General features: G+C 61.3%; 19 protein-coding genes. 9 read left to right on the top strand and 10 right to left on the bottom strand.

The genetic code is table 11. The annotated features are described in order from the left end of the window. Window positions 1–79 precede the first annotated feature (79 nt). The 3 genes from CUR33_RS18455 to CUR33_RS18445 are packed head-to-tail and all read left to right on the top strand — an operon-like array spanning window position 80 to window position 2,947. On the top strand, window positions 80–991 hold the full coding sequence (locus CUR33_RS18455) for an ABC transporter permease subunit (RefSeq protein WP_160089164.1): 912 nt from the start codon (window positions 80–82) through the stop codon (window positions 989–991). Window positions 992–1,001: 10 nt separating this feature from the next. Then, window positions 1,002–1,976 (top strand): ABC transporter ATP-binding protein, encoded by a 975-nt coding sequence (locus CUR33_RS18450; protein ID WP_289240522.1) that lies wholly within the window; start codon window positions 1,002–1,004, stop codon window positions 1,974–1,976. Then, window positions 1,976–2,947: a peptide ABC transporter ATP-binding protein gene (locus tag CUR33_RS18445; protein ID WP_289240521.1), complete on the top strand. Its 972-nt coding sequence runs from the start codon at window positions 1,976–1,978 to the stop codon at window positions 2,945–2,947. Before CUR33_RS18450 ends, CUR33_RS18445 begins: the two co-directional genes overlap by 1 nt. A gap of 27 nt (window positions 2,948–2,974) precedes the next feature. On the opposite strand, the gene CUR33_RS18440 is transcribed toward CUR33_RS18445, so the two are convergent. After that, complete coding sequence (locus tag CUR33_RS18440) at window positions 2,975–3,751, bottom strand: YdcF family protein (protein ID WP_289240520.1); 777 nt, start codon at window positions 3,749–3,751, stop codon at window positions 2,975–2,977. A gap of 26 nt (window positions 3,752–3,777) precedes the next feature. Further along, window positions 3,778–4,221 (bottom strand): hypothetical protein, encoded by a 444-nt coding sequence (locus CUR33_RS18435; protein ID WP_160089172.1) that lies wholly within the window; start codon window positions 4,219–4,221, stop codon window positions 3,778–3,780. Between the two features lie 225 nt (window positions 4,222–4,446). Between CUR33_RS18435 and leuS the strand changes: the two genes are divergently transcribed. The 6 genes from leuS to lipA all read left to right on the top strand — a co-directional run bounded on the left by leuS (window position 4,447) and on the right by lipA (window position 11,612). Beyond that, window positions 4,447–7,059 carry a leucine--tRNA ligase gene (gene leuS, locus CUR33_RS18430; protein ID WP_289240519.1) on the top strand — a complete coding sequence of 871 codons (2,613 nt, stop codon included), beginning with the start codon at window positions 4,447–4,449 and terminating at the stop codon, window positions 7,057–7,059. A gap of 72 nt (window positions 7,060–7,131) precedes the next feature. Further along, window positions 7,132–7,743 carry an LPS-assembly lipoprotein LptE gene (locus CUR33_RS18425; RefSeq protein WP_289240518.1) on the top strand — a complete coding sequence of 204 codons (612 nt, stop codon included), beginning with the start codon at window positions 7,132–7,134 and terminating at the stop codon, window positions 7,741–7,743. A 39-nt stretch (window positions 7,744–7,782) separates the two neighbouring features. After that, window positions 7,783–8,817, top strand: coding sequence for a DNA polymerase III subunit delta (gene holA / locus CUR33_RS18420; RefSeq protein ID WP_289240517.1), 1,035 nt, complete (start codon window positions 7,783–7,785; stop codon window positions 8,815–8,817). 82 nt (window positions 8,818–8,899) lie between these two features. Next, complete coding sequence (arfA, locus tag CUR33_RS18415) at window positions 8,900–9,058, top strand: alternative ribosome rescue factor ArfA (RefSeq protein ID WP_090255580.1); 159 nt, start codon at window positions 8,900–8,902, stop codon at window positions 9,056–9,058. A gap of 72 nt (window positions 9,059–9,130) precedes the next feature. Continuing rightward, window positions 9,131–10,414 carry a lytic murein transglycosylase gene (locus CUR33_RS18410; protein ID WP_289240516.1) on the top strand — a complete coding sequence of 428 codons (1,284 nt, stop codon included), beginning with the start codon at window positions 9,131–9,133 and terminating at the stop codon, window positions 10,412–10,414. Window positions 10,415–10,559: 145 nt separating this feature from the next. After that, window positions 10,560–11,612 (top strand): lipoyl synthase, encoded by a 1,053-nt coding sequence (gene lipA / locus CUR33_RS18405; RefSeq protein WP_289240515.1) that lies wholly within the window; start codon window positions 10,560–10,562, stop codon window positions 11,610–11,612. A gap of 70 nt (window positions 11,613–11,682) precedes the next feature. Here the strand turns inward: lipA and lipB are convergent, their stop codons facing one another. The 8 genes from lipB to rlmH all read right to left on the bottom strand — a co-directional run bounded on the left by lipB (window position 11,683) and on the right by rlmH (window position 19,540). Further along, window positions 11,683–12,336 carry a lipoyl(octanoyl) transferase LipB gene (lipB, locus tag CUR33_RS18400; protein ID WP_289240514.1) on the bottom strand — a complete coding sequence of 218 codons (654 nt, stop codon included), beginning with the start codon at window positions 12,334–12,336 and terminating at the stop codon, window positions 11,683–11,685. After that, entirely contained in the window at window positions 12,336–12,611 is a 276-nt protein-coding gene (locus CUR33_RS18395; protein ID WP_160089186.1) for a DUF493 domain-containing protein, read from the bottom strand. Before CUR33_RS18395 ends, lipB begins: the two co-directional genes overlap by 1 nt. Before the next feature lie 73 nt (window positions 12,612–12,684). Continuing rightward, a complete protein-coding gene (locus CUR33_RS18390) occupies window positions 12,685–13,860 on the bottom strand; it encodes a D-alanyl-D-alanine carboxypeptidase family protein (protein ID WP_289240513.1) in 1,176 nt (391 codons plus the stop codon). A gap of 121 nt (window positions 13,861–13,981) precedes the next feature. Further along, window positions 13,982–14,989 (bottom strand): septal ring lytic transglycosylase RlpA family protein, encoded by a 1,008-nt coding sequence (locus CUR33_RS18385; RefSeq protein ID WP_170049194.1) that lies wholly within the window; start codon window positions 14,987–14,989, stop codon window positions 13,982–13,984. Further along, the gene (gene mltB / locus CUR33_RS18380) at window positions 14,989–15,999 is read right to left on the bottom strand and encodes a lytic murein transglycosylase B (protein WP_289240645.1); all 1,011 of its coding nucleotides are present in this window, start codon (window positions 15,997–15,999) and stop codon (window positions 14,989–14,991) included. Before mltB ends, CUR33_RS18385 begins: the two co-directional genes overlap by 1 nt. Before the next feature lie 17 nt (window positions 16,000–16,016). Then, the gene (gene rodA / locus CUR33_RS18375; RefSeq protein ID WP_169852852.1) at window positions 16,017–17,120 is read right to left on the bottom strand and encodes a rod shape-determining protein RodA; all 1,104 of its coding nucleotides are present in this window, start codon (window positions 17,118–17,120) and stop codon (window positions 16,017–16,019) included. A 38-nt stretch (window positions 17,121–17,158) separates the two neighbouring features. Beyond that, window positions 17,159–19,048 (bottom strand): penicillin-binding protein 2, encoded by a 1,890-nt coding sequence (gene mrdA / locus CUR33_RS18370; protein WP_289240512.1) that lies wholly within the window; start codon window positions 19,046–19,048, stop codon window positions 17,159–17,161. 24 nt (window positions 19,049–19,072) lie between these two features. Continuing rightward, entirely contained in the window at window positions 19,073–19,540 is a 468-nt protein-coding gene (rlmH, locus tag CUR33_RS18365; protein ID WP_289240511.1) for a 23S rRNA (pseudouridine(1915)-N(3))-methyltransferase RlmH, read from the bottom strand. Between the last annotated feature and the right edge of the window lie 3 nt (window positions 19,541–19,543).

Below are 19,543 nucleotides of genomic sequence, written 5' to 3'. Positions count from 1 at the left end.
CACACTCCTCTTCCTCAGCCGCTTTTTCCTTGTCTCGCGCTAGCTCGCGAGGCCATGCACAGGTTCTACGGAGCCCACTATGACAACTGAAACCCTAAGCACCACACTCGATCAATCGCTGCTCTACCCTTCGCCGCTCAAGGAATTCTGGCAGGCCTTTGCCCACAACAAGGGCGCAGTCGCCGGGCTGGCCTTTATGATCCTGCTGGTAATCTGCGCGCTATTTGCGCCATGGATCGCCCCGCACGACCCCAGCGAGCAATACCGCGAATTTCTGCTCACCCCGCCAGCCTGGCTGGAGGGTGGCCAGCTGCAATTTCTGCTCGGCACCGATGAAGTAGGTCGCGACCTGCTGTCGCGGTTGATTCATGGCGCACGGCTGTCGCTGCTGATCGGTCTGGCCTCGGTACTGATGTCGCTGATCCCCGGCATCCTCCTGGGCCTGGTCGCCGGCTTCTTTCCGCGCCTGCTCGGCCCGTCGATCATGCGCCTGATGGACATCATGCTGGCCCTGCCCTCGCTGCTGCTGGCGGTGGCCATCGTCGCCATCCTCGGCCCAGGGCTGATCAACACCATCTTTGCCATCGCCATCGTCTCGCTACCGTCTTATGTGCGCCTGACCCGCGCAGCGGTGATGGGCGAGCTGAACCGCGATTACGTCACCGCCGCACGCCTGGCCGGTGCCAGCCTACCGCGACTGATGTTTATCACCGTGCTGCCCAACTGCATGGCACCGCTGATCGTGCAGGCCACCTTGAGTTTTTCTTCGGCAATTCTCGATGCCGCCGCCCTGGGTTTCCTAGGCCTCGGCGTACAACCGCCAACCCCTGAGTGGGGCACCATGCTGGCCTCGGCGCGCGACTATATCGAGCGCGCCTGGTGGGTGGTCAGCCTGCCGGGCCTGACCATTCTGCTCAGCGTGTTGGCGATCAACCTGATGGGCGACGGGCTGCGCGATGCACTCGACCCGAAACTCAAGAATGCGCAGTGAGGAACCCCGCATGAGCCTGTTGGATATCAAAAACCTCAGCGTGCGTTTCGGCGACGCCACGGCCATCCCGGTGGTCGACGGTCTCGACCTGTCCGTGGAAAAGGGCGAAGTGCTGGCGATTGTCGGTGAATCCGGCTCGGGCAAATCGGTGACCATGATGGCGCTGATGGGGCTGATCGACGCGCCCGGCATCGTCAGTGCCGACGGCCTGCAATTCGACGGCACCGACATGTTGCGGCTTAAAGGCCGCCAGCGCCGGCATATCGTCGGCAAGGACCTGTCGATGGTCTTTCAGGACCCGATGACCGCCCTCAACCCGAGCTTTACCGTGGGTTTTCAAATCGAGGAAGTACTGCGCCAGCACCTTGGTCTCAGAGGCCAGGCCGCACGCACGCGCGCCCTGCAACTGCTGGAACGGGTGGAAATCCCTGCCGCCGCCAGCCGCCTGAATGCCTACCCGCACCAGCTGTCTGGCGGCATGAGCCAACGGGTGGCGATTGCCATGGCAATTGCCGCCGAGCCAAAACTGCTGATCGCCGACGAACCGACCACGGCGCTGGATGTGACCATTCAGGCGCAGATCATGGACCTGCTGGTGGGCCTGCAGCGCGAACAGAACATGGGCCTGGTGCTGATCACCCATGACCTGGCCGTGGTCGCCGAAACCGCGCAACGGGTCTGCGTGATGTATGCCGGGCAAGCAGTGGAGATCGGCAACGTACCGCAGCTGTTCAACGCGCCCAGCCACCCCTACACCGAGGCGCTGCTCAAGGCGATTCCCGAACATAGCCAGGGCCAACGCCGCCTGACCACCCTGCCCGGCATCGTGCCGGGCCGCTACGACCGGCCGCTGGGCTGCCTGCTGTCGCCGCGCTGCCCCTACGCCCAGGCGCATTGCCGTGAACAACGGCCGACTCTGGATGCCCATGAACGTGGCGCGGCGCGCTGCTTCTACCCGCTCAACCTGACTGCGGAGGTGGCCTGATGAGCGCCGTCCTGACTGCTCGCGACCTCACCCGTCACTACGAAATCTCCCGTGGCCTGTTCCAGCCCAACGCTCAGGTGCAAGCGCTGAATGGCGTGTCCTTTGAATTACAGGCGGGCAAGACCCTGGCGGTGGTCGGGGAGTCCGGCTGCGGAAAATCCACCCTGGCCCGTGCGCTGACCCTGATTGAGGAGCCCAGCTCGGGCTCGCTGCAGATCGCCGGGCAGGAAGTGACAGGGGCCAACAAGGCCCAGCGCAAACAGCTACGCCGTGATGTGCAGATGGTTTTTCAAAATCCCTATGCCTCGCTCAATCCACGGCAGAAGGTCGGTGATCAGCTGGGCGAACCGCTACTGATCAATACCGCGTTGTCACGCCTGGAACGGCGTGAGCGGGTGCAGGCGATGATGCAACAGGTCGGCCTGCGTCCCGAGCATTACCAGCGCTACCCGCATATGTTCTCCGGCGGCCAGCGCCAGCGTATTGCCCTCGCCCGGGCGATGATGCTGCAACCCAAGGTGCTGGTGGCCGACGAGCCGACCTCGGCGCTGGACGTGTCGATCCAGGCCCAGGTGCTTAACCTGTTTATGGACCTGCAGGAGCAGTTCAACACCGGCTATGTGTTTATCTCGCACAACCTCTCGGTGGTGCGCCACGTTGCCGATGATGTGCTGGTGATGTACCTCGGCCGCCCGGTGGAAATGGGCCCCAGCGAGCTGATCTACAACCGCCCGCTGCACCCTTATACCCAGGCGTTGCTGTCGGCGACGCCGACTATCCATCCTGATCCGAGCAAACCGAAGATCAAGATCAGCGGCGAGCTGCCCAACCCGCTGTCGCCACCCAGCGGCTGCGCCTTCCATCAACGCTGCCCGCACGCCAGTGAACGCTGCAAGGTTGAACAGCCGGCACTGCGCCTGCTGGATGCACGGCAAGTGGCTTGCCATCATGCCGAGCAGATCAATAGCTAAATAATGCGAGCCCCGCCCAGGCGGGGCTTATTCCTGCACCGATCCCCGGTAGAACAACCTGTAACCCAGCAGTCCGACTGCTTCATTTAGCAGCAAACCGTTCTGCCAGACCGCCTTGCTTTCTGGCAGCCAGCCGCCGGCAGGCCGGCCATTGGGCGTACCGAGAAAGCCCATCGGCGCACTGATCACCTGCAAACCCGCCTGCTCAAAACTCCAGCGTGACCTGGGCATATGCCAGGCCTGGGTCACCAGCACCACGCGGGTAATCCCCGCCTGCTTCAGCAGTTCAGCGCTGTGGCTCGCATTCTCCCAGGTGGTGCGGCTCAAACCTTCCTGCCAACGCACCGGAACGTCGTAATCACGCGCCAGCACCTCAGCCATCAACGCCGCTTCACTGGGCGGTACGCCAAAGTGCAACCCGCCACTGGTTAGCAGCGGCAAACCAGAGGCCTTGGCCAGGCGAGCCGCGAAACGCACCCGTTCCAATGCCAACAGACTGGGCTGATCCGAACCCCAGCCGGGATCAGCCAGCTCACGCCCGCCACCCAGAACCACAATCACATCAGCCTGCCGAGCTAAATCAGCCCATTGCCGCTCATTTAATGCCGGCTCGGTTTCCAGTACCCGCGCCGAATACTCGACCACCACCGGCAGGCTAAACAGCCACATACCGCCCAGCCCGACAACCAAGCAGCCCGCCGCCAAGCGCGGAAAACGCCGACGCAGCCACCAGGCGGCCAGCAGCAAAAGCAGGAACAGGCCTGGCGGAAGGAAGAACTGTTTGAGGATGTAGCGAATCGGCATTGGGCACCTCCATGGGTGCGCGCAGCCTACCGATGATTGCTCGCCCGAAACAACTGCGAGCCACAGGCCTTGCAGGCCTGTACGCCATTGCCGGACTGCCAGCCCGCCAGAGTCCCACACAGGGCGCAGCACAACTGTAGACGGCGTTTAAGCAGCGGCTTGATCTTGCCGGGCAACGCGGCGGTGGGTTTGTGGCCGGACCGGCCAATCTTGCGTGAGCTTGGTAGTTGCTCAATCTGCGCCATTTCCTGCGCTGCGGCATGCCAGCCGCGCAGCCAGTCCAGGTCGCGATTCAGATAAGCGCGAATCAGCTCCATTTCCGCCGCCGTAAGCCCGCGCAGTTCAAGCTCTAGCGGCGGTTGTGCAGACAGCGCACTCAGGCTATCGGCCTCATCCAACGCCATGGCAAGGCGTTGCAGCAGCCGCTCATAGAGCCCGCCACCCGCTGCACCACGCCGAAACTCCGCCATCTTTCACCTCGCCCAGAGCAGGCTGCTGCTCCCTATAGCAAGCTTAGCGTTCGCGCTTTAACCGGCAGTACCTCGCGACAAACGGCGCGGCCGGTCAGGCGCAACAGACGAGCATGGCCAGGCCGCCATAGCTGGAGCGCAGCGCAATCAGGGTTTCCCTGAATAAGCGGGGCTCATGTATGCTACCGCGTTTCCCGCAAGCCCTTATTCCCAGCGCCGGTAGCCATGCAAGAACAGTACTCGCCCCGTGAAATCGAAGCCGCCGCGCAGTCCCATTGGGACGCGCAGAAATCCTTTGTAGTGAGCGAACAGCCGGGCAAGGAGACCTTCTACTGCCTGTCGATGTTCCCCTACCCGAGCGGCAAGCTGCACATGGGCCATGTGCGTAACTACACCATCGGTGACGTAATCAGCCGCTACCAGCGTATGCAGGGTAAAAACGTGCTGCAGCCTATGGGCTGGGATGCGTTCGGCATGCCGGCGGAAAACGCTGCGATGAAAAACAAGGTCGCGCCGGCCAAGTGGACCTACGAAAACATCGAGTACATGAAGAGCCAGCTCAAGTCGCTGGGTTTGGCTGTGGACTGGACACGCGAAGTCACCACCTGCAAGCCGGATTACTACCGCTGGGAACAGTGGCTGTTCACCCGCCTGTTCGAAAAAGGCGTGATCTACCGCAAGAACGGCAGCGTCAACTGGGACCCGGTGGACCAGACCGTACTGGCCAACGAGCAGGTTATCGACGGCCGCGGCTGGCGCTCGGGCGCGGTGATCGAAAAGCGCGAAATCCCGATGTACTACTTCAAGATCACCGCTTACGCGGAAGAGCTGCTGAGTAGCCTGGACGAACTGGATGGCTGGCCGGAACAGGTCAAGACCATGCAGCGTAACTGGATCGGCAAGAGCTTCGGCGCTGATGTGGTATTCGACTATGACCAAGCCAGCGTCGGTATCGACGGCCAGCTCAAGGTCTATACCACCCGCCCCGACACCTTGATGGGCGCGACCTACGTCGCCGTGGCCGCCGAGCACCCGCTGGCCCAGCGCGCCGCCGAGAGCAATCCGGCTATCGCAGCGTTTATCGCCGAATGCAAAGCCGGCTCCGTGGCCGAGGCCGACATGGCCACCATGGAGAAGAAGGGCGTTGCCACCGGCCAATTCGTTATTCATCCGCTGAGTGGCAACAAACTGCCGGTATTCGTCGCCAACTACGTGCTGTGGGGTTACGGCGAAGGCGCCGTGATGGCCGTGCCCGCGCACGATGAGCGCGATTTCGAATTCGCCAACAAGTACGACCTGCCGATCAAGCAGGTCTACACCGGCGAAGGCAAAGAATACGACGCCACTCAATGGCAGGACTGGTACGGCGACAAAGCCGGCCTGAGCAGCATCAACTCTGGCAAGTACGACAACCTCGACTTCAGCGCCGCCTTCGACGCCATCGTCGCGGACCTGGAAGCCAACGCCCACGGCGCACGCAAAACCCAGTTCCGCCTGCGCGACTGGGGCATCAGCCGTCAGCGTTACTGGGGCTGCCCGATCCCAATCATTCATTGCGACAGCTGTGGCGACGTACCGGTACCGGAAGACCAGCTGCCGGTTGTGCTGCCAGAAGACGTGGTGCCCGATGGTGCCGGCAGCCCACTGGCGCGCATGCCCGAGTTCTACGAATGCAGCTGCCCGAAATGCGGCAAGCCGGCCAAGCGTGAAACCGACACCATGGACACCTTCGTAGAGTCGTCCTGGTATTACGCACGCTACGCCTCACCGCATTACACCGGCGGCATGGTCGACCCTGAAGCGGCCAACCACTGGCTGCCGGTGGATCAGTACATTGGCGGTATCGAACACGCGATCCTGCACCTGCTGTATGCGCGCTTCTTCCACAAGCTGATGCGTGACGAAGGGCTGGTCAGTTCGAATGAGCCGTTCAAGAACCTGCTGACCCAGGGCATGGTGGTCGCCGAGACCTATTACCGCACCCTGGAAAACGGCGGTAAAGACTGGTTCAACCCGGCCGATGTCGAGCTGGAGCGTGACGCCAAAGCCAAGGTCATCAGCGCCAAACTGAAAAGCGACGGCCTGCCGGTGGAAATCGGCGGAACCGAGAAGATGTCCAAGTCGAAGAACAACGGCGTCGACCCACAGTCGATGATCGATCAGTTCGGTGCCGACACCTGCCGCCTATTCATGATGTTCGCTTCGCCGCCGGACATGAGCTGCGAATGGTCTGACGCCGGCGTTGAAGGCGCCAACCGCTTCCTGCGCCGCGTCTGGCGTCTGGCGCAAAACCATGTCAACCAGGGCATCGCCGGCGCACTCGACTTGGCCAGCCTGGATGACGAGCAGAAGGCCGTGCGCCGCGCGATTCATCTGGCAATCAAGCAGTCGAGCTTCGATATTGGCCAGCACCACAAATTCAACACCGCCATCGCCCAGGTGATGACGCTGATGAACGTGCTGGAGAAATCCGCACAAACCACAGCTCAGGATCGCGCCCTGTTGCAGGAAGGTCTGGAAGCGGTGGCGCTGCTGCTGGCGCCAATCACGCCACATATCAGTCATCAGCTGTGGCAGGAGCTGGGTCACGACGAAGCCATCATCGATGCCGCCTGGCCACAGGTGGATGAGTCTGCCCTGGTGCAGGACAGCCTGACTCTGGTGATCCAGGTCAACGGCAAGCTGCGCGGACAGATTGAAGTGCCAGCCAGCGCCAGCCGCGAAGAGGTTGAAGCCAGCGCCCGCAGCAACGAGAACGTACTGCGTTTTACCGAAGGCCTGAGCATTCGCAAGGTCATCGTGGTGCCAGGCAAACTGGTCAACATTGTTGCTAACTGACTAGTCGCCAACTGATTAAGCTCGGCGCGACCGCACAACGGCGCGCCGCAAGACACGCCAAGGGGATAAAAGATGATCAAACGGAATCTGTTGGTAATTGGCCTGGCCACCCTGCTCAGCGCTTGCGGCTTCCAGCTGCGTGGCACCGGTGACGTGCAATTCGCCCTCAAGGAACTGGATGTCAGCGCGCGCAACGCCTATGGCGAAACCGTCAACCAAGTGCGCGAAGTGCTGCAGAACAACGGCGTCAAGGTCTATCCAGGCGCACAGTACCGCCTGGTATTGAGTAACGAGCAGGAAAATCGCCGTGCCGCCAGCTTTACCAGCTCGGCCCGCACCGCCGAGTACGAGCTGAGCAAAACGCTGGAATATGAGATCCGTGGCAGCAAAGACCTGCTGCTGATGAGCGACAAGCTGGAAGCCCAGAGCTTCTACACCCAGGACGGCAACAACCTGATTGGTGGCGACCAAGAGGCCGCTCAGCTGCAACAAGAAATGAACCGTGAGCTGGTCCAGCAACTGGTCCAGCGCCTGCAGCAGATCAGCCCAGCGCAACTGGACCAACTGCAGCAAACCGCAGAAGCCAAGGCTCAAGCCGAAGCCGATGCCCTGGAAGCCGCTCGCCAGCAACAGGCCGCGCAACCGCAGCAGTCGCCAATCCAGCTGCCGATTCCCGCCCAGTAAGCTCGCCGGGCCGCGCAAGCGGCCCTGCTCTGCGCTCGCATGAAGCTTAACTCCGCACAACTCAGCAAACACCTGCAGGGCAACCTGAGCCCAGTGTATGTGGTCAGTGGCGACGAGCCGCTGCTCTGCCAGGAAGCCACCGACGCCATTCGCGCCGCAACCCGCCAGCAGGGTTTCAGCGAGCGCCAGGTGTTCAACGCCGACAACAACTTCGACTGGGGCAACCTGCTGCAAGCCGGTGCCAGCCTGTCGCTGTTTGCCGACAAACGCCTGCTGGAGTTGCGCCTGCCCAACGGCAAGCCCGGTGACAAAGGCGCAGCCGCGCTGCTCGAATACCTCGCCCGCCCCGCCGAAGACACCGTACTGCTGATCAGTCTGCCGAAACTCGACGGCAGCGCGCAGAAGACCAAATGGGGCAAGGCACTGATTGACGGCGCGCAGACGCAGTTCGTGCAGATCTGGCCGGTCGATGCCAACCAGCTGCCGCAGTGGATTCGCCAACGTCTCGCGCAATCGGGCCTCAGCGCCAGCGCCGAAGCGGTGGACATGATTGCCGTGCGGGTCGAAGGCAACCTGCTCGCCGCCGCCCAGGAAATCGAAAAACTCAAGCTGCTCGCCGAAGGTACGCAGATCGACGTCGACACCGTGCATGCCTCGGTTGCCGACAGTGCACGCTTCGATGTTTTCGGCCTGATCGATGCAGCCCTCAATGGTGAAGCCGCCCACGCCCTGCGCATGCTCGAAGGCCTTCGCGGTGAAGGCGTCGAGCCGCCGGTAATTCTCTGGGCTCTGGCCCGGGAAATCCGTCTACTGGCCACCATCGCCCAGCAGTACAGCCAGGGCATGCCGCTGGAAAAGGCCTTCAGTTCCGCGCGCCCGCCAGTCTGGGACAAGCGCCGCCCGCTGGTCAGCAAAGCCCTGCAACGTCTGTCGGCCGCACGTTGGGCTGCGCTGCTGCAGGATGCCCAGCAGATCGATGCGCAGATCAAAGGCCAGGCGGCCGGCGATCCCTGGAGCGGCCTGAGCCTGTTGACGCTAAACATCTGCGGTCAACGCCTGGGCCTATCTTGCTAGCGGCCAAACCCTGGACTTTTAGCGGGGTGCGGATCATGCTTCGCCCGCCTGCGACGTGCAGGTCATTTGCCGAGGAAACGTCATGGCGAAGAAAGCCAAACGCGGCCCAAATAAGGCCAAATCCCTAATCGCCCAGCCACTGTTTCGCTCCCGCCAGGAAACACCCAGCAAAGGCAAAGGCAGCTACCGCCGTGAAGCCTCCCAGCAAAACTGGGAGGCTTCATACGTTCTGGCCGCCTGAAAAGCCCGCCACAGCCCGCATACCGCCTCAATCATGCTAAGGTTACGGCCTGCAAAATGTGCCGAGATCACCATGCCTTACCTGCTTCTTCGGGGCCTGTCCCATAGCGCCATCGCCTGCCTCCTGCTGCTTCTGACTGCCTGCGCCGAAGCGCCGGCGCAGCCACTTGTAGCTGCGCCCATCACAGCCAGCACCGCCCCTGCCAGCCCAGCCGCCAGCGAGGCCAGCAGTCCAACCCCGTTACTCAGCTTCGATGAATGGCGCATTCTGCTGCGCAGCGATGCCATTGCTGCCGGCATCGACGCTGCCTTGTTCGATCGCACATTCGCCGACATCACCCTGGACCCCAGAGTGGTAAGCTCCGACAACAGCCAACCGGAGTTCACACGCCCGGTGTGGGAGTACATCGACGGTGCCGTTTCCGTCTCGCGCATCGCCCAGGGCCGCCTACTCAAGGCGCAGCACCGGCCGACCCTGAAAGCCATTCGCAGCACCTACGCCGTCGACCATGAAGTGCTGATTGCGATCTGGGGCATGGAAAGCAATTACGGCAGCAATATCGGCAGCCATAACGTCATCCGCTCCCTCGCCACCCTGGCCTACGATGGCCGCCGCCAAGTGTTCTGGCGCAGCCAGTTGTTGGCCGCGCTGCAAATTCTGCAAGCGGGTGATGCGCCTACGCAGGGCCTGATCGGTTCTTGGGCGGGCGCCATGGGACAGACCCAATTTATGCCGACCACCTTCAATCAGCATGCCGTGGACTTCGATGGCGATGGGCGGCGCGACCTGTGGACGTCAGCCCCCGACGCACTGGCCTCGGCCGCACATTATTTGCAGGCGTCCGGCTGGGAAAATGGTCAACCCTGGGGCTTTGAGGTAAACCTGCCACAGGGCTTCGATTACGCCTTGGCAGACCCCGAAATACGCCGCACCGTGGCGCAGTGGCGTATCCTGGGGATCAACCCGGCCCGAGCCATTGATGCCAACGAGCAGAGCCAGGCCACGCTGTTTTTGCCTGCCGGTCATCGTGGCCCGGCTTTTCTGCTGTTGAATAACTTCCGCAGCATCCTCAAGTACAACAACTCCACCGCCTACGCCCTGGCCATTGGGCTGCTGAGTGATGCATTGGATGGCAATCCGGGCGTACAAGCCGCATGGCCGCGTAACGATCGCCAACTGGGGCGCAGCGAGCGGATCGAGCTGCAAGAGTTGCTGACCAGTAAAGGCTACGAGCCTGGCCCTGCGGACGGCATCATCGGGGCGAACACACGCAAGGCCGTGCGTGCTTTTCAGCAATCCCAGGGACAACCTGCCGATGGCTACCCCAGCCACGAGTTATTGCAGCAACTCCGGTAGACGACTGAGCGGCACTCAGCACCACCTGGCAGAGCGCTAGCACCACACGGCGCCCGCCGGACTGCACGGTCAGCTTCTGTGATAAGCTGCGCGGCGGCCACAAGCCGCCTCGTTCACGGAGCCTCTAGCGGAGCCCAGATTGCCGATGTCCGATACCTCCCCGCCTAAAACCGTCGCCAGTGGCGAAAAATTCCGTACCACCCAAGGCATCACCGCGATCAAGGACGGGCAAAAGCGCCGCACCTCCAGCGAGCCTCAGGTGTTCGAGCCCAAACCCAAGTGGCTGCGCGTCAAGGCGCCTGGCGGCAGCCGCTTCGAGGCGGTCAAGCGCAATGTCAGCGAACACCGCCTGAGCACCGTGTGCCAGGAATCCCACTGCCCGAACATGGGCGAATGCTGGTCCAACGGCACTGCCACCATCATGCTGATGGGCTCGGTGTGTACCCGCGCCTGCCGCTTCTGCGCAGTGGACACCGGTAACCCCAACGGCTGGCTGGACTTGGAAGAGCCGCAGAACACCGCCAAGTCGGTGGAGCTGATGGCCCTGCGTTATATCGTGCTGACCTCGGTGGATCGCGACGACCTGGATGACGGCGGCGCCAGCCACTACGCGGCCTGCGTAAGGGCGATCAAGGAAAACACCCCGCAGGTGGTGGTGGAAGCCCTGACCCCGGACTTCGACGGAGACCTGCTGGCCATTGAACGTGTGGTGGATTCCGGCCTTGAGGTGTTTGCGCAGAACGTTGAGACGGTCAAACGCCTCACTCACGTGGTACGCGATCCACGCGCTGGCTATGAAAAGACCCTGAATGTACTGGCACACGCCAAGCGTCACCGCCCGGACGTGCTGACCAAGACCAGCCTGATGTTGGGCCTTGGCGAGACGGATGAAGAGATTATCCAAACCATGGATGACCTGCGTGCCATCAACGTCGACATCCTCACCCTCGGCCAGTACCTGCAACCGACGCGCAATCACCTGAAGGTGCAGCGCTGGGTCAGCCCGGAAGAGTTCAACCATTTCCGCGAAATCGGTCTGCAGAAAGGCTTTATGGAAGTCGCCGCAGGCCCGCTGGTACGTTCCAGCTACCGCGCCGACAAGGTGTTCGAGAAGAACAACCTGGGTCTCGCCGCTCCGGTGCCAGTGCCGGGCCAACAGCTCGATAACAGCCTGATTCCTGCCCTCAATCTGAACTGATTGAGCCACCCAACGCCTGACCTTGGGCTTTGCCTGGGGTCAGGTGTTTGTGTATCTGCCCTACACCGTTCTAGCAGTCTATTGCGCCCGCCAGGCTCTGCTGCTGCGCGTAGTCGAGATGTTTGACCAGTTGCTCACGCAGCCGCGCACTGACCTCGGACATAGTGATAGGCCCCGCCACCTGATCAGCCAACTGGGTCATGGCCATACCGGCATAGCCGCAAGGATTGATGCGCTGGAACGGCTGCAGGTCCATATCCACATTCAGCGCCAGACCATGAAAGGAACGACCGTTGCGGATACGCAGTCCGAGCGAAGCGATCTTTGCACCATCAACATATACACCCGGCGCATCCGGCTTGGCATTGGCGTTGACGCCATAGCTGGCCAACAGATCAATCAGACTGCGCTCGATACGGCTGACCAGTTCACGCACACCAATGCCGCTGCGGCGCACATCCAGCAGCAGGTAAGCCACCAGCTGGCCCGGACCGTGGTAAGTCACCTGACCACCGCGATCGACCTGCACCACCGGAATATCCCCCGGAAACAACACATGCTCGGCCTTGCCGGCCTGCCCCTGGGTAAATACCGGGGAGTGTTCGAGCAGCCAGATTTCGTCCGGCGTATCCGCGCCACGGGTGTCGGTAAAGCGCTGCATCGCATGCCAGGTAGGCTGATAGTCGACCTGGCCCAGCTCACGAAAGCCGAGCGGCAGGCTCATCAGAGCACCATGTGCACGATGCCAGTCGCGCGCAGGGCGCTATTGATATCGCGTAGCTGATCTTCGCTGGTGGCTTCGATATGCAGCTGTACGGTGGTGTACTTGCCGTTGCTGCTCTGGCGTTCGGCCAGGGTGCTGAGATCGACCTTGGCGTGCTGGCTAAGGATCTCTATCACCGTACTCTTGTAGTTTTCGCCACTGTCACCGACCACCTTGATCGGGTAGTCCGCGCAGGGGAATTCGATTTTGTGCGATTTGACGTCTGGTTGATTCATGGCAGTAACGGCCTCGTAAGCCGTGGCAACAACAACGCCCTTGCGGGTCAGCAAGGGCGCGCTGGTCACGCTATCAGTTGAACAATCCAAAGAAGAACAGGCTGATGCTATCCCACAGGCGACGGAAGAAACTGCCTTCCTCAACGGCCTCAAGAGCAATCAGATCGGCGCTGTGCACCACTTCTTCACCCAGTTTCACTTCAACCTTGCCGATCACATCACCCTGGGCAATCGGGGCGGTGAGCTGCGGGTTGAGGATCATGCCGGCCTGCAATTTTTCCAGCTGACCTTTCGGCAGCGTCAGGCTCAGATCAGCACCGAGGCCGGCTTTGACCTGACGCACAGCGCCTTTCCACACTTGGGCCTGAGCCAGTTCCTGGCCTTGCTTGTAGAAGGTGCGGGTTTCGAAGAAGCGGAAACCATAGGTCAGCAGTTTCTGAGTTTCTGCGGCACGGGCCGACTCGCTGACAGTGCCGAATACCGAAGTAATCATGCGCGCGCCATCACGTACAGCCGACGCCACCAAGCAGTAGCCGGCTTCTTCGGTATGGCCGGTTTTCAGCCCATCAACGGTCTTGTCACGCCACAGCAGCAGGTTACGGTTGCCCTGCTTGATGTTGTTCCAGAGGAACTCCTTCTGCGCATAGATCGCATAGTGTTCCTGGTCTTCGTTAATGATGGCGCGAGCCAGAATGGCCATGTCATGGGCGCTGGAGTAATGCTCCGGATGCGGCAGACCGGTGGCGTTCATAAAGTGGCTGTTGGTCATCCCCAGGCGCGCAGCGGTCTCGTTCATCATGTCGGCGAAGGCATCTTCGCTGCCGGCGATGTACTCGGCCAGGGCGATACTGGCGTCGTTGCCGGACTGGATGATCACACCGTGCAGCAGGTCATCCACAGTTGCCTGGCTGTTCAGCGGCAGGAACATGGTCGAGCCACCGGATGCGGCACCACCGGTACGCCAGGCGTGCTCGCTGATTGGCACCAGGTCCTGCTCACCGATCTTGCCTTTGCGAATTTCCAGCGTGGCAATGTAGGCGGTCATCAATTTGGTCAGGCTGGCCGGCGGTAGGCGCTGATCACCGTTGTTTTCAACCAGCACCTTGCCGCTGGCGGCGTCCAGCAGTACATAGGATTTGGCAGCCAACTGCGGCGCAGAAGGAATCACTTGCTGATTGGCCCAAACGGCCGGAGCGCTGAGCAGGAAAAGTGATAGGAAAACGCGTTGCGCAAAGCTGGTGATATTCATCCGTCTCTCTAGATTGCTGATGGTTGAACAGGCCCAGTGGGCCTAATTTGCTAATTCTCCAACCACCCGTGAATGGCCGGAGTTGAGTGTTTAGTCCCGCAGATCCTGCAGAAGTGCCGTATTAGTCAGGCTTGACCAGGGTTGGCTCGCCAAGATTGGCCAGGCGTACGCTGCTTTGCAGCTGCTCAGCCTCGCTTTGGCTGCTCACCGGCCCCAGGCGCACGCGGTGCAATATCTGCTGGTTGCGCACCACTGAGCTGACGAACACGGGCGCAGCTACCGTCTCGCTCAGCTTGGCTTTGAGGAGCTCCGCAGCGTCCGGATTGGCGAAGGCGGCCACTTGGAGATACAGGCCAGAGGCTCCGACTGAAGCGTTTTTTTTTGCGTCAATCTGCACGGGGAGCACCGCGGCGGCATGCTGCTGCGGGGGCGGTGAATACTGCTCAACCGGCTGCGCGATAGGCTGTGCAACCGGCTGGGCCTGGGCTACTTGCTGCGGGGCGGCCAAGACCATAGGTACCGGACGGCCTTGCTGAGCCCACCACTCGTGCGGGTCAATACCTTCAACCTTGACCCGTGCGGTACCGCTTTCGGCATAGCCGAGTTTCTTCGCTGCGGCGAAGGACAAATCGATAATCCGATCGGAATAGAACGGCCCGCGGTCGTTAACCCGCAGAATCGCGCTCTTGCCGTTTTCCAAGTTGGTGACGCGCACATAGCTCGGCAACGGCAGGGTTTTGTGTGCAGCGGTCATGCCGTACAGGTCGTAGGTTTCACCGTTAGCGGTGGCCTGACCGTGGAACTTGGTGCCATACCAGGACGCCGGGCCGACCGCCTGATAGCGACGGGCATCAGGAATCGGGTAGTACTGCTTGCCGAATACAGTGTAAGGACTGGCCTTGACAGGGCCGTAGTGCGGCATCGGTATCGCATCAGGAATCCGCGATACGTCGACATCCCACCAGGGTGCGCCATCCTTATGCGGACGGTTGAAATCACCCGGCCCGGAAATCGCACCACCCGGCTGCTGCACCGGTGCAACCGGCTGCGGCGCACGGGTGGACGAGCAACTGGCCAGCAGCAGCGCCAGGCTGCCGTATGCAGCCCATTTAAAAGGCAAACGCGACATCAATTCTTACCCCGTGCATCAACCAGCAACTCGGCCAGCTGATTGACCGCCATGGCATACATCACACTGCGATTGTAGCGGGTGATCACAAAGAAGTTAGGTAGGCCTAGCCAGTGCTCAGCGCCATCAGCACCTTCCAGACGGAAGGCCGTTACCGGCAAATCGTCAGCCAGCGGATCGGCGCTGGTCCAACCCAACGCACGCAGCTCACCAACAGTTTTCACCGGATCGAGCCCAACCGTCAGCCCCTCTTCGGCCTGCACGCCTTTAACAGTCGCGGCACTCACCACCGGCTGTCCCGGCTGCCAATGGTGACGTTTGAAGTAGCTGGCGACGCTGCCGATGGCATCCGCCGGGTTGTTCCAGATATTGATATGGCCATCGCCATCGAAATCCACAGCGTAGGCGCGGAAGCTGCTCGGCATAAACTGCGGCAGCCCCATGGCGCCGGCGTAAGAGCCGGTCATGCTCAGTGGCTCGACCTGCTCTTCACGGGTCAGCAGAAGAAACTCGCGTAGCTCCTTGCGGAAGAACGGCGCACGCGGCGGGTAATCGAAGGCCAGGGTCGACAGAGCATCCATCACCCGCCAGCTACCGGTGTTACCGCCATAGAAGGTTTCCACCCCGATAATGGCCACAATCACTTGCGCCGGCACACCGTACTCAGCCTCAGCGCGAGCCAGGGTTTCTTCGTGCTGCTTCCAGAACTCAACACCCTTACTGATACGTTTGTCGGTGATAAAGATCGGACGATAATCCTTCCACGGTTTGGCCTTTTCTGCCGGACGCGAGATGGCATCGAGGATCGCCTGCTTGCGCTCGACTTGGGCAAACAACTCAACCAGCTGCTCGCCGGCAAAGCCATAGTCACGGGTCATTTCGCCGACAAACTCAGCCACCTGCGGTGACTGCTGATAATCCCCAGCCAGCGCGGGCTGAGCCACTGCGCACACCCCGGCCAACGCCAGCCAAGGTGCAGTACGAACCATCCAACCACGCGCGTTTTGCATTGAATTCATAATCCCAATCAAGCCTGTGTCATCCACTTACGGTGAGTGTGGATCGACATCAAAATCCCAAACCCTGCCAACAAGGTAATCAACGAAGTGCCACCATAGCTGATGAAGGGCAGCGGAACCCCCACCACCGGCAGCAGGCCGCTGACCATACCGATATTGACGAAGACATAAACGAAGAAAGTCATGGTGAGCGCGCCGGCGAGAAGCTTACCGAACAGCGTCTGCGCTTGCACGGTAATCACCAGGCCGCGCGCGATCAACAGCATGTACACCAGCAGTAACAAACACACGCCAACCAGGCCGAACTCTTCGGCCAACACGGCGATGATGAAGTCGGTGTGGCTCTCCGGCAGGAAGTCCAAGTGCGACTGGGTGCCTTGCAGCCAGCCCTTACCGAGCACACCGCCCGAACCAATCGCCGCCTTGGACTGGATGATGTTCCAGCCACTGCCCAGCGGATCGCTTTCCGGGTTGAGGAAGGTCAGCACGCGCTGCTTCTGGTACTGGTGCATGACGAAGAACCACATGCCAATGGCAATCGGCACCACCGCGGCCACCGCGCCAATCACCCAGCGCCACTGCAGGCCAGCGATAAACAGCACGAAGCCACCAGAGGCAATGATCAGCAGCGAAGTACCCAGATCCGGCTGCACCAAAATCAATCCAAATGGCACGATGATCATCGCCAGGCTGATGCAGATATGCTTGAGCCGCGGCGGCAAGCTGCGGTTGGACAGGTACCAGGCAATGGTTGCCGGCATGATGATCTTCATGAACTCCGAGGGCTGGAAACGAATCACCCCGGGAATATTGATCCAGCGTGTGGCGCCCATGGCGTTGTGCCCCATGACGTCCACCACCACCAGCAGCCCCACGCCACCGACATAGGCCAACGGCACCCAGCGCGCCATAAAACGCGGCTCGAACTGGGCAATGATAAACATGCCGACCAGGCCGATGCCGAAGGAACTGGCCTGCTTCATCAGCAGATCAACGTTCTTACCACTGGCCGAATACAGAATAAACAGACTGCCGGTGGCGAGAATCAGCAGCAGTAAAAGCAGAATGCCGTCGATATGCAGACGCTGCAGGATGGTCGCACGGCGACGCATCAGGTCTTCGGAGGACAGGTTGCGGTCAAAATTACTGTTCATGGCGCAGCGACCTCAGCCGCCACTGGCGGAGCGTATTCGGCTTTCAACTGACCGTTTTCATCCAGCAACCACGCATCGATGACCTGCTTGACCACCGGTGCGGCCACGCCGGAGCCAGACTCACCGTTTTCCACCATCACTGACACGGCAATCTGCGGGTTATCTGCCGGAGCAAATGCCACAAACAGCGCATGGTCACGGTGACGCTCGGCAACCTTGCTGCGGTCGTATTTCTCCCCCTGCTTGATCGCCACCACCTGAGCGGTACCGCTTTTGCCGGCAATCCGGTACAGCGCGGCATCGCCGACCTTGCGCGCGGTACCACGCGGGCCGTGCATCACCGACACCATGCCCTTGATACCGGCGTCCCAGAACTTCGGATCACGAAGCACGATATCCGGTAGTGGGTTGGGGTCTGTGGGAATGCGCCCCTGGATGGTCTTGGCCAGGTGCGGGCGAATCCACTTGCCGCGCGTGGCCATAAGTGCCGTGGCCTGTGCCAGTTGCAGCGGCGTGGTCTGCATATAGCCCTGACCGATACCGAGAATCAGCGTCTCGCCCGGGTACCAGGCCTGCCGGTAACGCGCGCGCTTCCAATCCCGCGACGGCATCAGCCCGGCGGTTTCTTCGAACATGTCCAGCGACACGCGCTGACCCAGCCCGAAACGGGTCATGTAGTCATGCATGCGGTCGATGCCCATCTTGTGCGCCAGCGAGTAAAAGTAGGTGTCGTTGGAGCGCATGATCGCGTAATCCATATCCACCGAGCCGTCGCCCGTGCGGTTCCAGTTGCGATATTTGTGGCTGTGACCGGGCAACTGATAGAAGCCGGGGTCGAACACCCGGGTCTGCGGCGTGACTACGCCAGCATCCAGACCGGCCACCGCGACCATCGGCTTAATGGTCGAGCCGGGCGGATAGAGACCGCGCAATACGCGGTTGTATAGAGGACGGTCGATAGAATCGCGCAGGTCGGCGTAGGCCTTGAAGCCAATCCCGGTAACGAAGGGGTTAGGGTCGAAACTCGGCTGACTGACCATCGCCAGCACTTCACCGGTCTGTGGCTGAATCGCCACAATCGCGCCACGGCGACCGGCCAGGGCCTTTTCAGCGGCCTCCTGCAAGCGGATATCGAGGCTCAGCACGATGTCCTTGCCGGGCAATGGATCGGTGCGTTTGAGCACCCGCAGCACGCGGCCACGGGCGTTGGTTTCGACTTCCTCGTAACCCACTTCACCGTGCAGCTCGTCTTCATAGAAGCGCTCGATACCGGTCTTGCCGATATGGTGCGTACCGCTGTACGCCACTGGATCGAGCTCTTTCAGCTCTTTCTCGTTGATCCGCCCTACATACCCCACCGAATGGGCAAAATGCTCGCCCAGCGGGTAATGCCGCACCAGCTGTGCGGAGACCTCTACGCCTGGCAGACGGAACTGATTGATCGCGATACGGGCAATCTGCTCCTCGGACAACTCGAACAGCACCGGCACCGGCTCAAACGGCCGCCGCCCCTGACGTACACGCCGCTCGAACAGCGCGCGCTCATCCGCGCCCAGTTCCAGCACTTCGACAATCACGTCGAGCACCTGCGGCCAGTCACCGGCGCGTTCGCGGGTCAGGGTCAGGCTAAAGCTGGGCCGGTTATCGGCGATGATCACCCCGTTGCGGTCGTAGATCAGCCCGCGGTTCGGCGGGATCGGCTGCACGTGGATGCGGTTGTTTTCCGCCAGGGTGGTGTGGTGTTCGAACTGCACCACCTGCAGGTAATACATGCGCGCCACGAGTACCGAGGTCAGCAACAAAACCACCACAGCACCGACCACCGCGCGTTTGCGGATCAGGCGGCCGTCTTTCTCGTGGTCTTTGAGGCGGATTGGTTGCGGCATCGGTGGCTGCTGATTACTGGCTGATTATTTGTGGTAAGGGTGGCCGGACAACACGGTCCAGGCACGATACATCTGTTCGCCGATCAGAATCCGCACCAAAGGGTGCGGCAAGGTCAGCGGCGACAACGACCAGCGCTGTTCACTGCGCGCCTGCACCTCAGGCGCCAGCCCTTCCGGGCCGCCGACCATCAGGTTGACGGTGCGTGCATCCAGGCGCCACTTGTCGAGCTCGGCCGCCAGCTGCTCGGTACTCCAGGGTCGCCCTTCGACTTCCAGGGTAACGATGCGTTCCCCTGGCTGCACCTTGGCCAGCATGGCCTCGCCTTCCTGGCGGATCATCCGCGCCACATCGGCATTCTTGCCGCGGGTGGTCAGCGGAATTTCCACCAGCTCGAGGGACAGCTCGCTGGGCATGCGCTTGGCATATTCCTGCCAGCCCTCTTCCACCCAACGTGGCATCCGCGAGCCGACGGCGATCAGTTTGATCCGCACCGC

The organism is Pseudomonas sp. FEMGT703P (assembly GCF_002786345.1).
GTDB classification, from domain to species: Bacteria; Pseudomonadota; Gammaproteobacteria; order Pseudomonadales; family Pseudomonadaceae; genus Aquipseudomonas; species Aquipseudomonas peli.
Note: the sequence above shows the minus strand (reverse complement) of the source record. Positions and strands in the feature narration are given on the sequence as shown.

Bases quoted from the DNA above. Each gene is read 5' to 3' on its own strand.
- CUR33_RS18455 (WP_160089164.1), top strand. From the start codon at position 80: ATGACAACTGAAACCCTAAGCACCACACTCGATCAATCGCTGCTCTAC.
- CUR33_RS18450 (WP_289240522.1), top strand. From the start codon at position 1,002: ATGAGCCTGTTGGATATCAAAAACCTCAGCGTGCGTTTCGGCGACGCC.
- CUR33_RS18445 (WP_289240521.1), top strand. From the start codon at position 1,976: ATGAGCGCCGTCCTGACTGCTCGCGACCTCACCCGTCACTACGAAATC.
- CUR33_RS18440 (WP_289240520.1), bottom strand. From the start codon at position 3,751: ATGCCGATTCGCTACATCCTCAAACAGTTCTTCCTTCCGCCAGGCCTG.
- CUR33_RS18435 (WP_160089172.1), bottom strand. From the start codon at position 4,221: ATGGCGGAGTTTCGGCGTGGTGCAGCGGGTGGCGGGCTCTATGAGCGG.
- leuS (WP_289240519.1), top strand. From the start codon at position 4,447: ATGCAAGAACAGTACTCGCCCCGTGAAATCGAAGCCGCCGCGCAGTCC.
- CUR33_RS18425 (WP_289240518.1), top strand. From the start codon at position 7,132: ATGATCAAACGGAATCTGTTGGTAATTGGCCTGGCCACCCTGCTCAGC.
- holA (WP_289240517.1), top strand. From the start codon at position 7,783: ATGAAGCTTAACTCCGCACAACTCAGCAAACACCTGCAGGGCAACCTG.
- arfA (WP_090255580.1), top strand. From the start codon at position 8,900: ATGGCGAAGAAAGCCAAACGCGGCCCAAATAAGGCCAAATCCCTAATC.
- CUR33_RS18410 (WP_289240516.1), top strand. From the start codon at position 9,131: ATGCCTTACCTGCTTCTTCGGGGCCTGTCCCATAGCGCCATCGCCTGC.
- lipA (WP_289240515.1), top strand. From the start codon at position 10,560: ATGTCCGATACCTCCCCGCCTAAAACCGTCGCCAGTGGCGAAAAATTC.
- lipB (WP_289240514.1), bottom strand. From the start codon at position 12,336: ATGAGCCTGCCGCTCGGCTTTCGTGAGCTGGGCCAGGTCGACTATCAG.
- CUR33_RS18395 (WP_160089186.1), bottom strand. From the start codon at position 12,611: ATGAATCAACCAGACGTCAAATCGCACAAAATCGAATTCCCCTGCGCG.
- CUR33_RS18390 (WP_289240513.1), bottom strand. From the start codon at position 13,860: ATGAATATCACCAGCTTTGCGCAACGCGTTTTCCTATCACTTTTCCTG.
- CUR33_RS18385 (WP_170049194.1), bottom strand. From the start codon at position 14,989: ATGTCGCGTTTGCCTTTTAAATGGGCTGCATACGGCAGCCTGGCGCTG.
- mltB (WP_289240645.1), bottom strand. From the start codon at position 15,999: ATGCAAAACGCGCGTGGTTGGATGGTTCGTACTGCACCTTGGCTGGCG.
- rodA (WP_169852852.1), bottom strand. From the start codon at position 17,120: ATGCGTCGCCGTGCGACCATCCTGCAGCGTCTGCATATCGACGGCATT.
- mrdA (WP_289240512.1), bottom strand. From the start codon at position 19,048: ATGCCGCAACCAATCCGCCTCAAAGACCACGAGAAAGACGGCCGCCTG.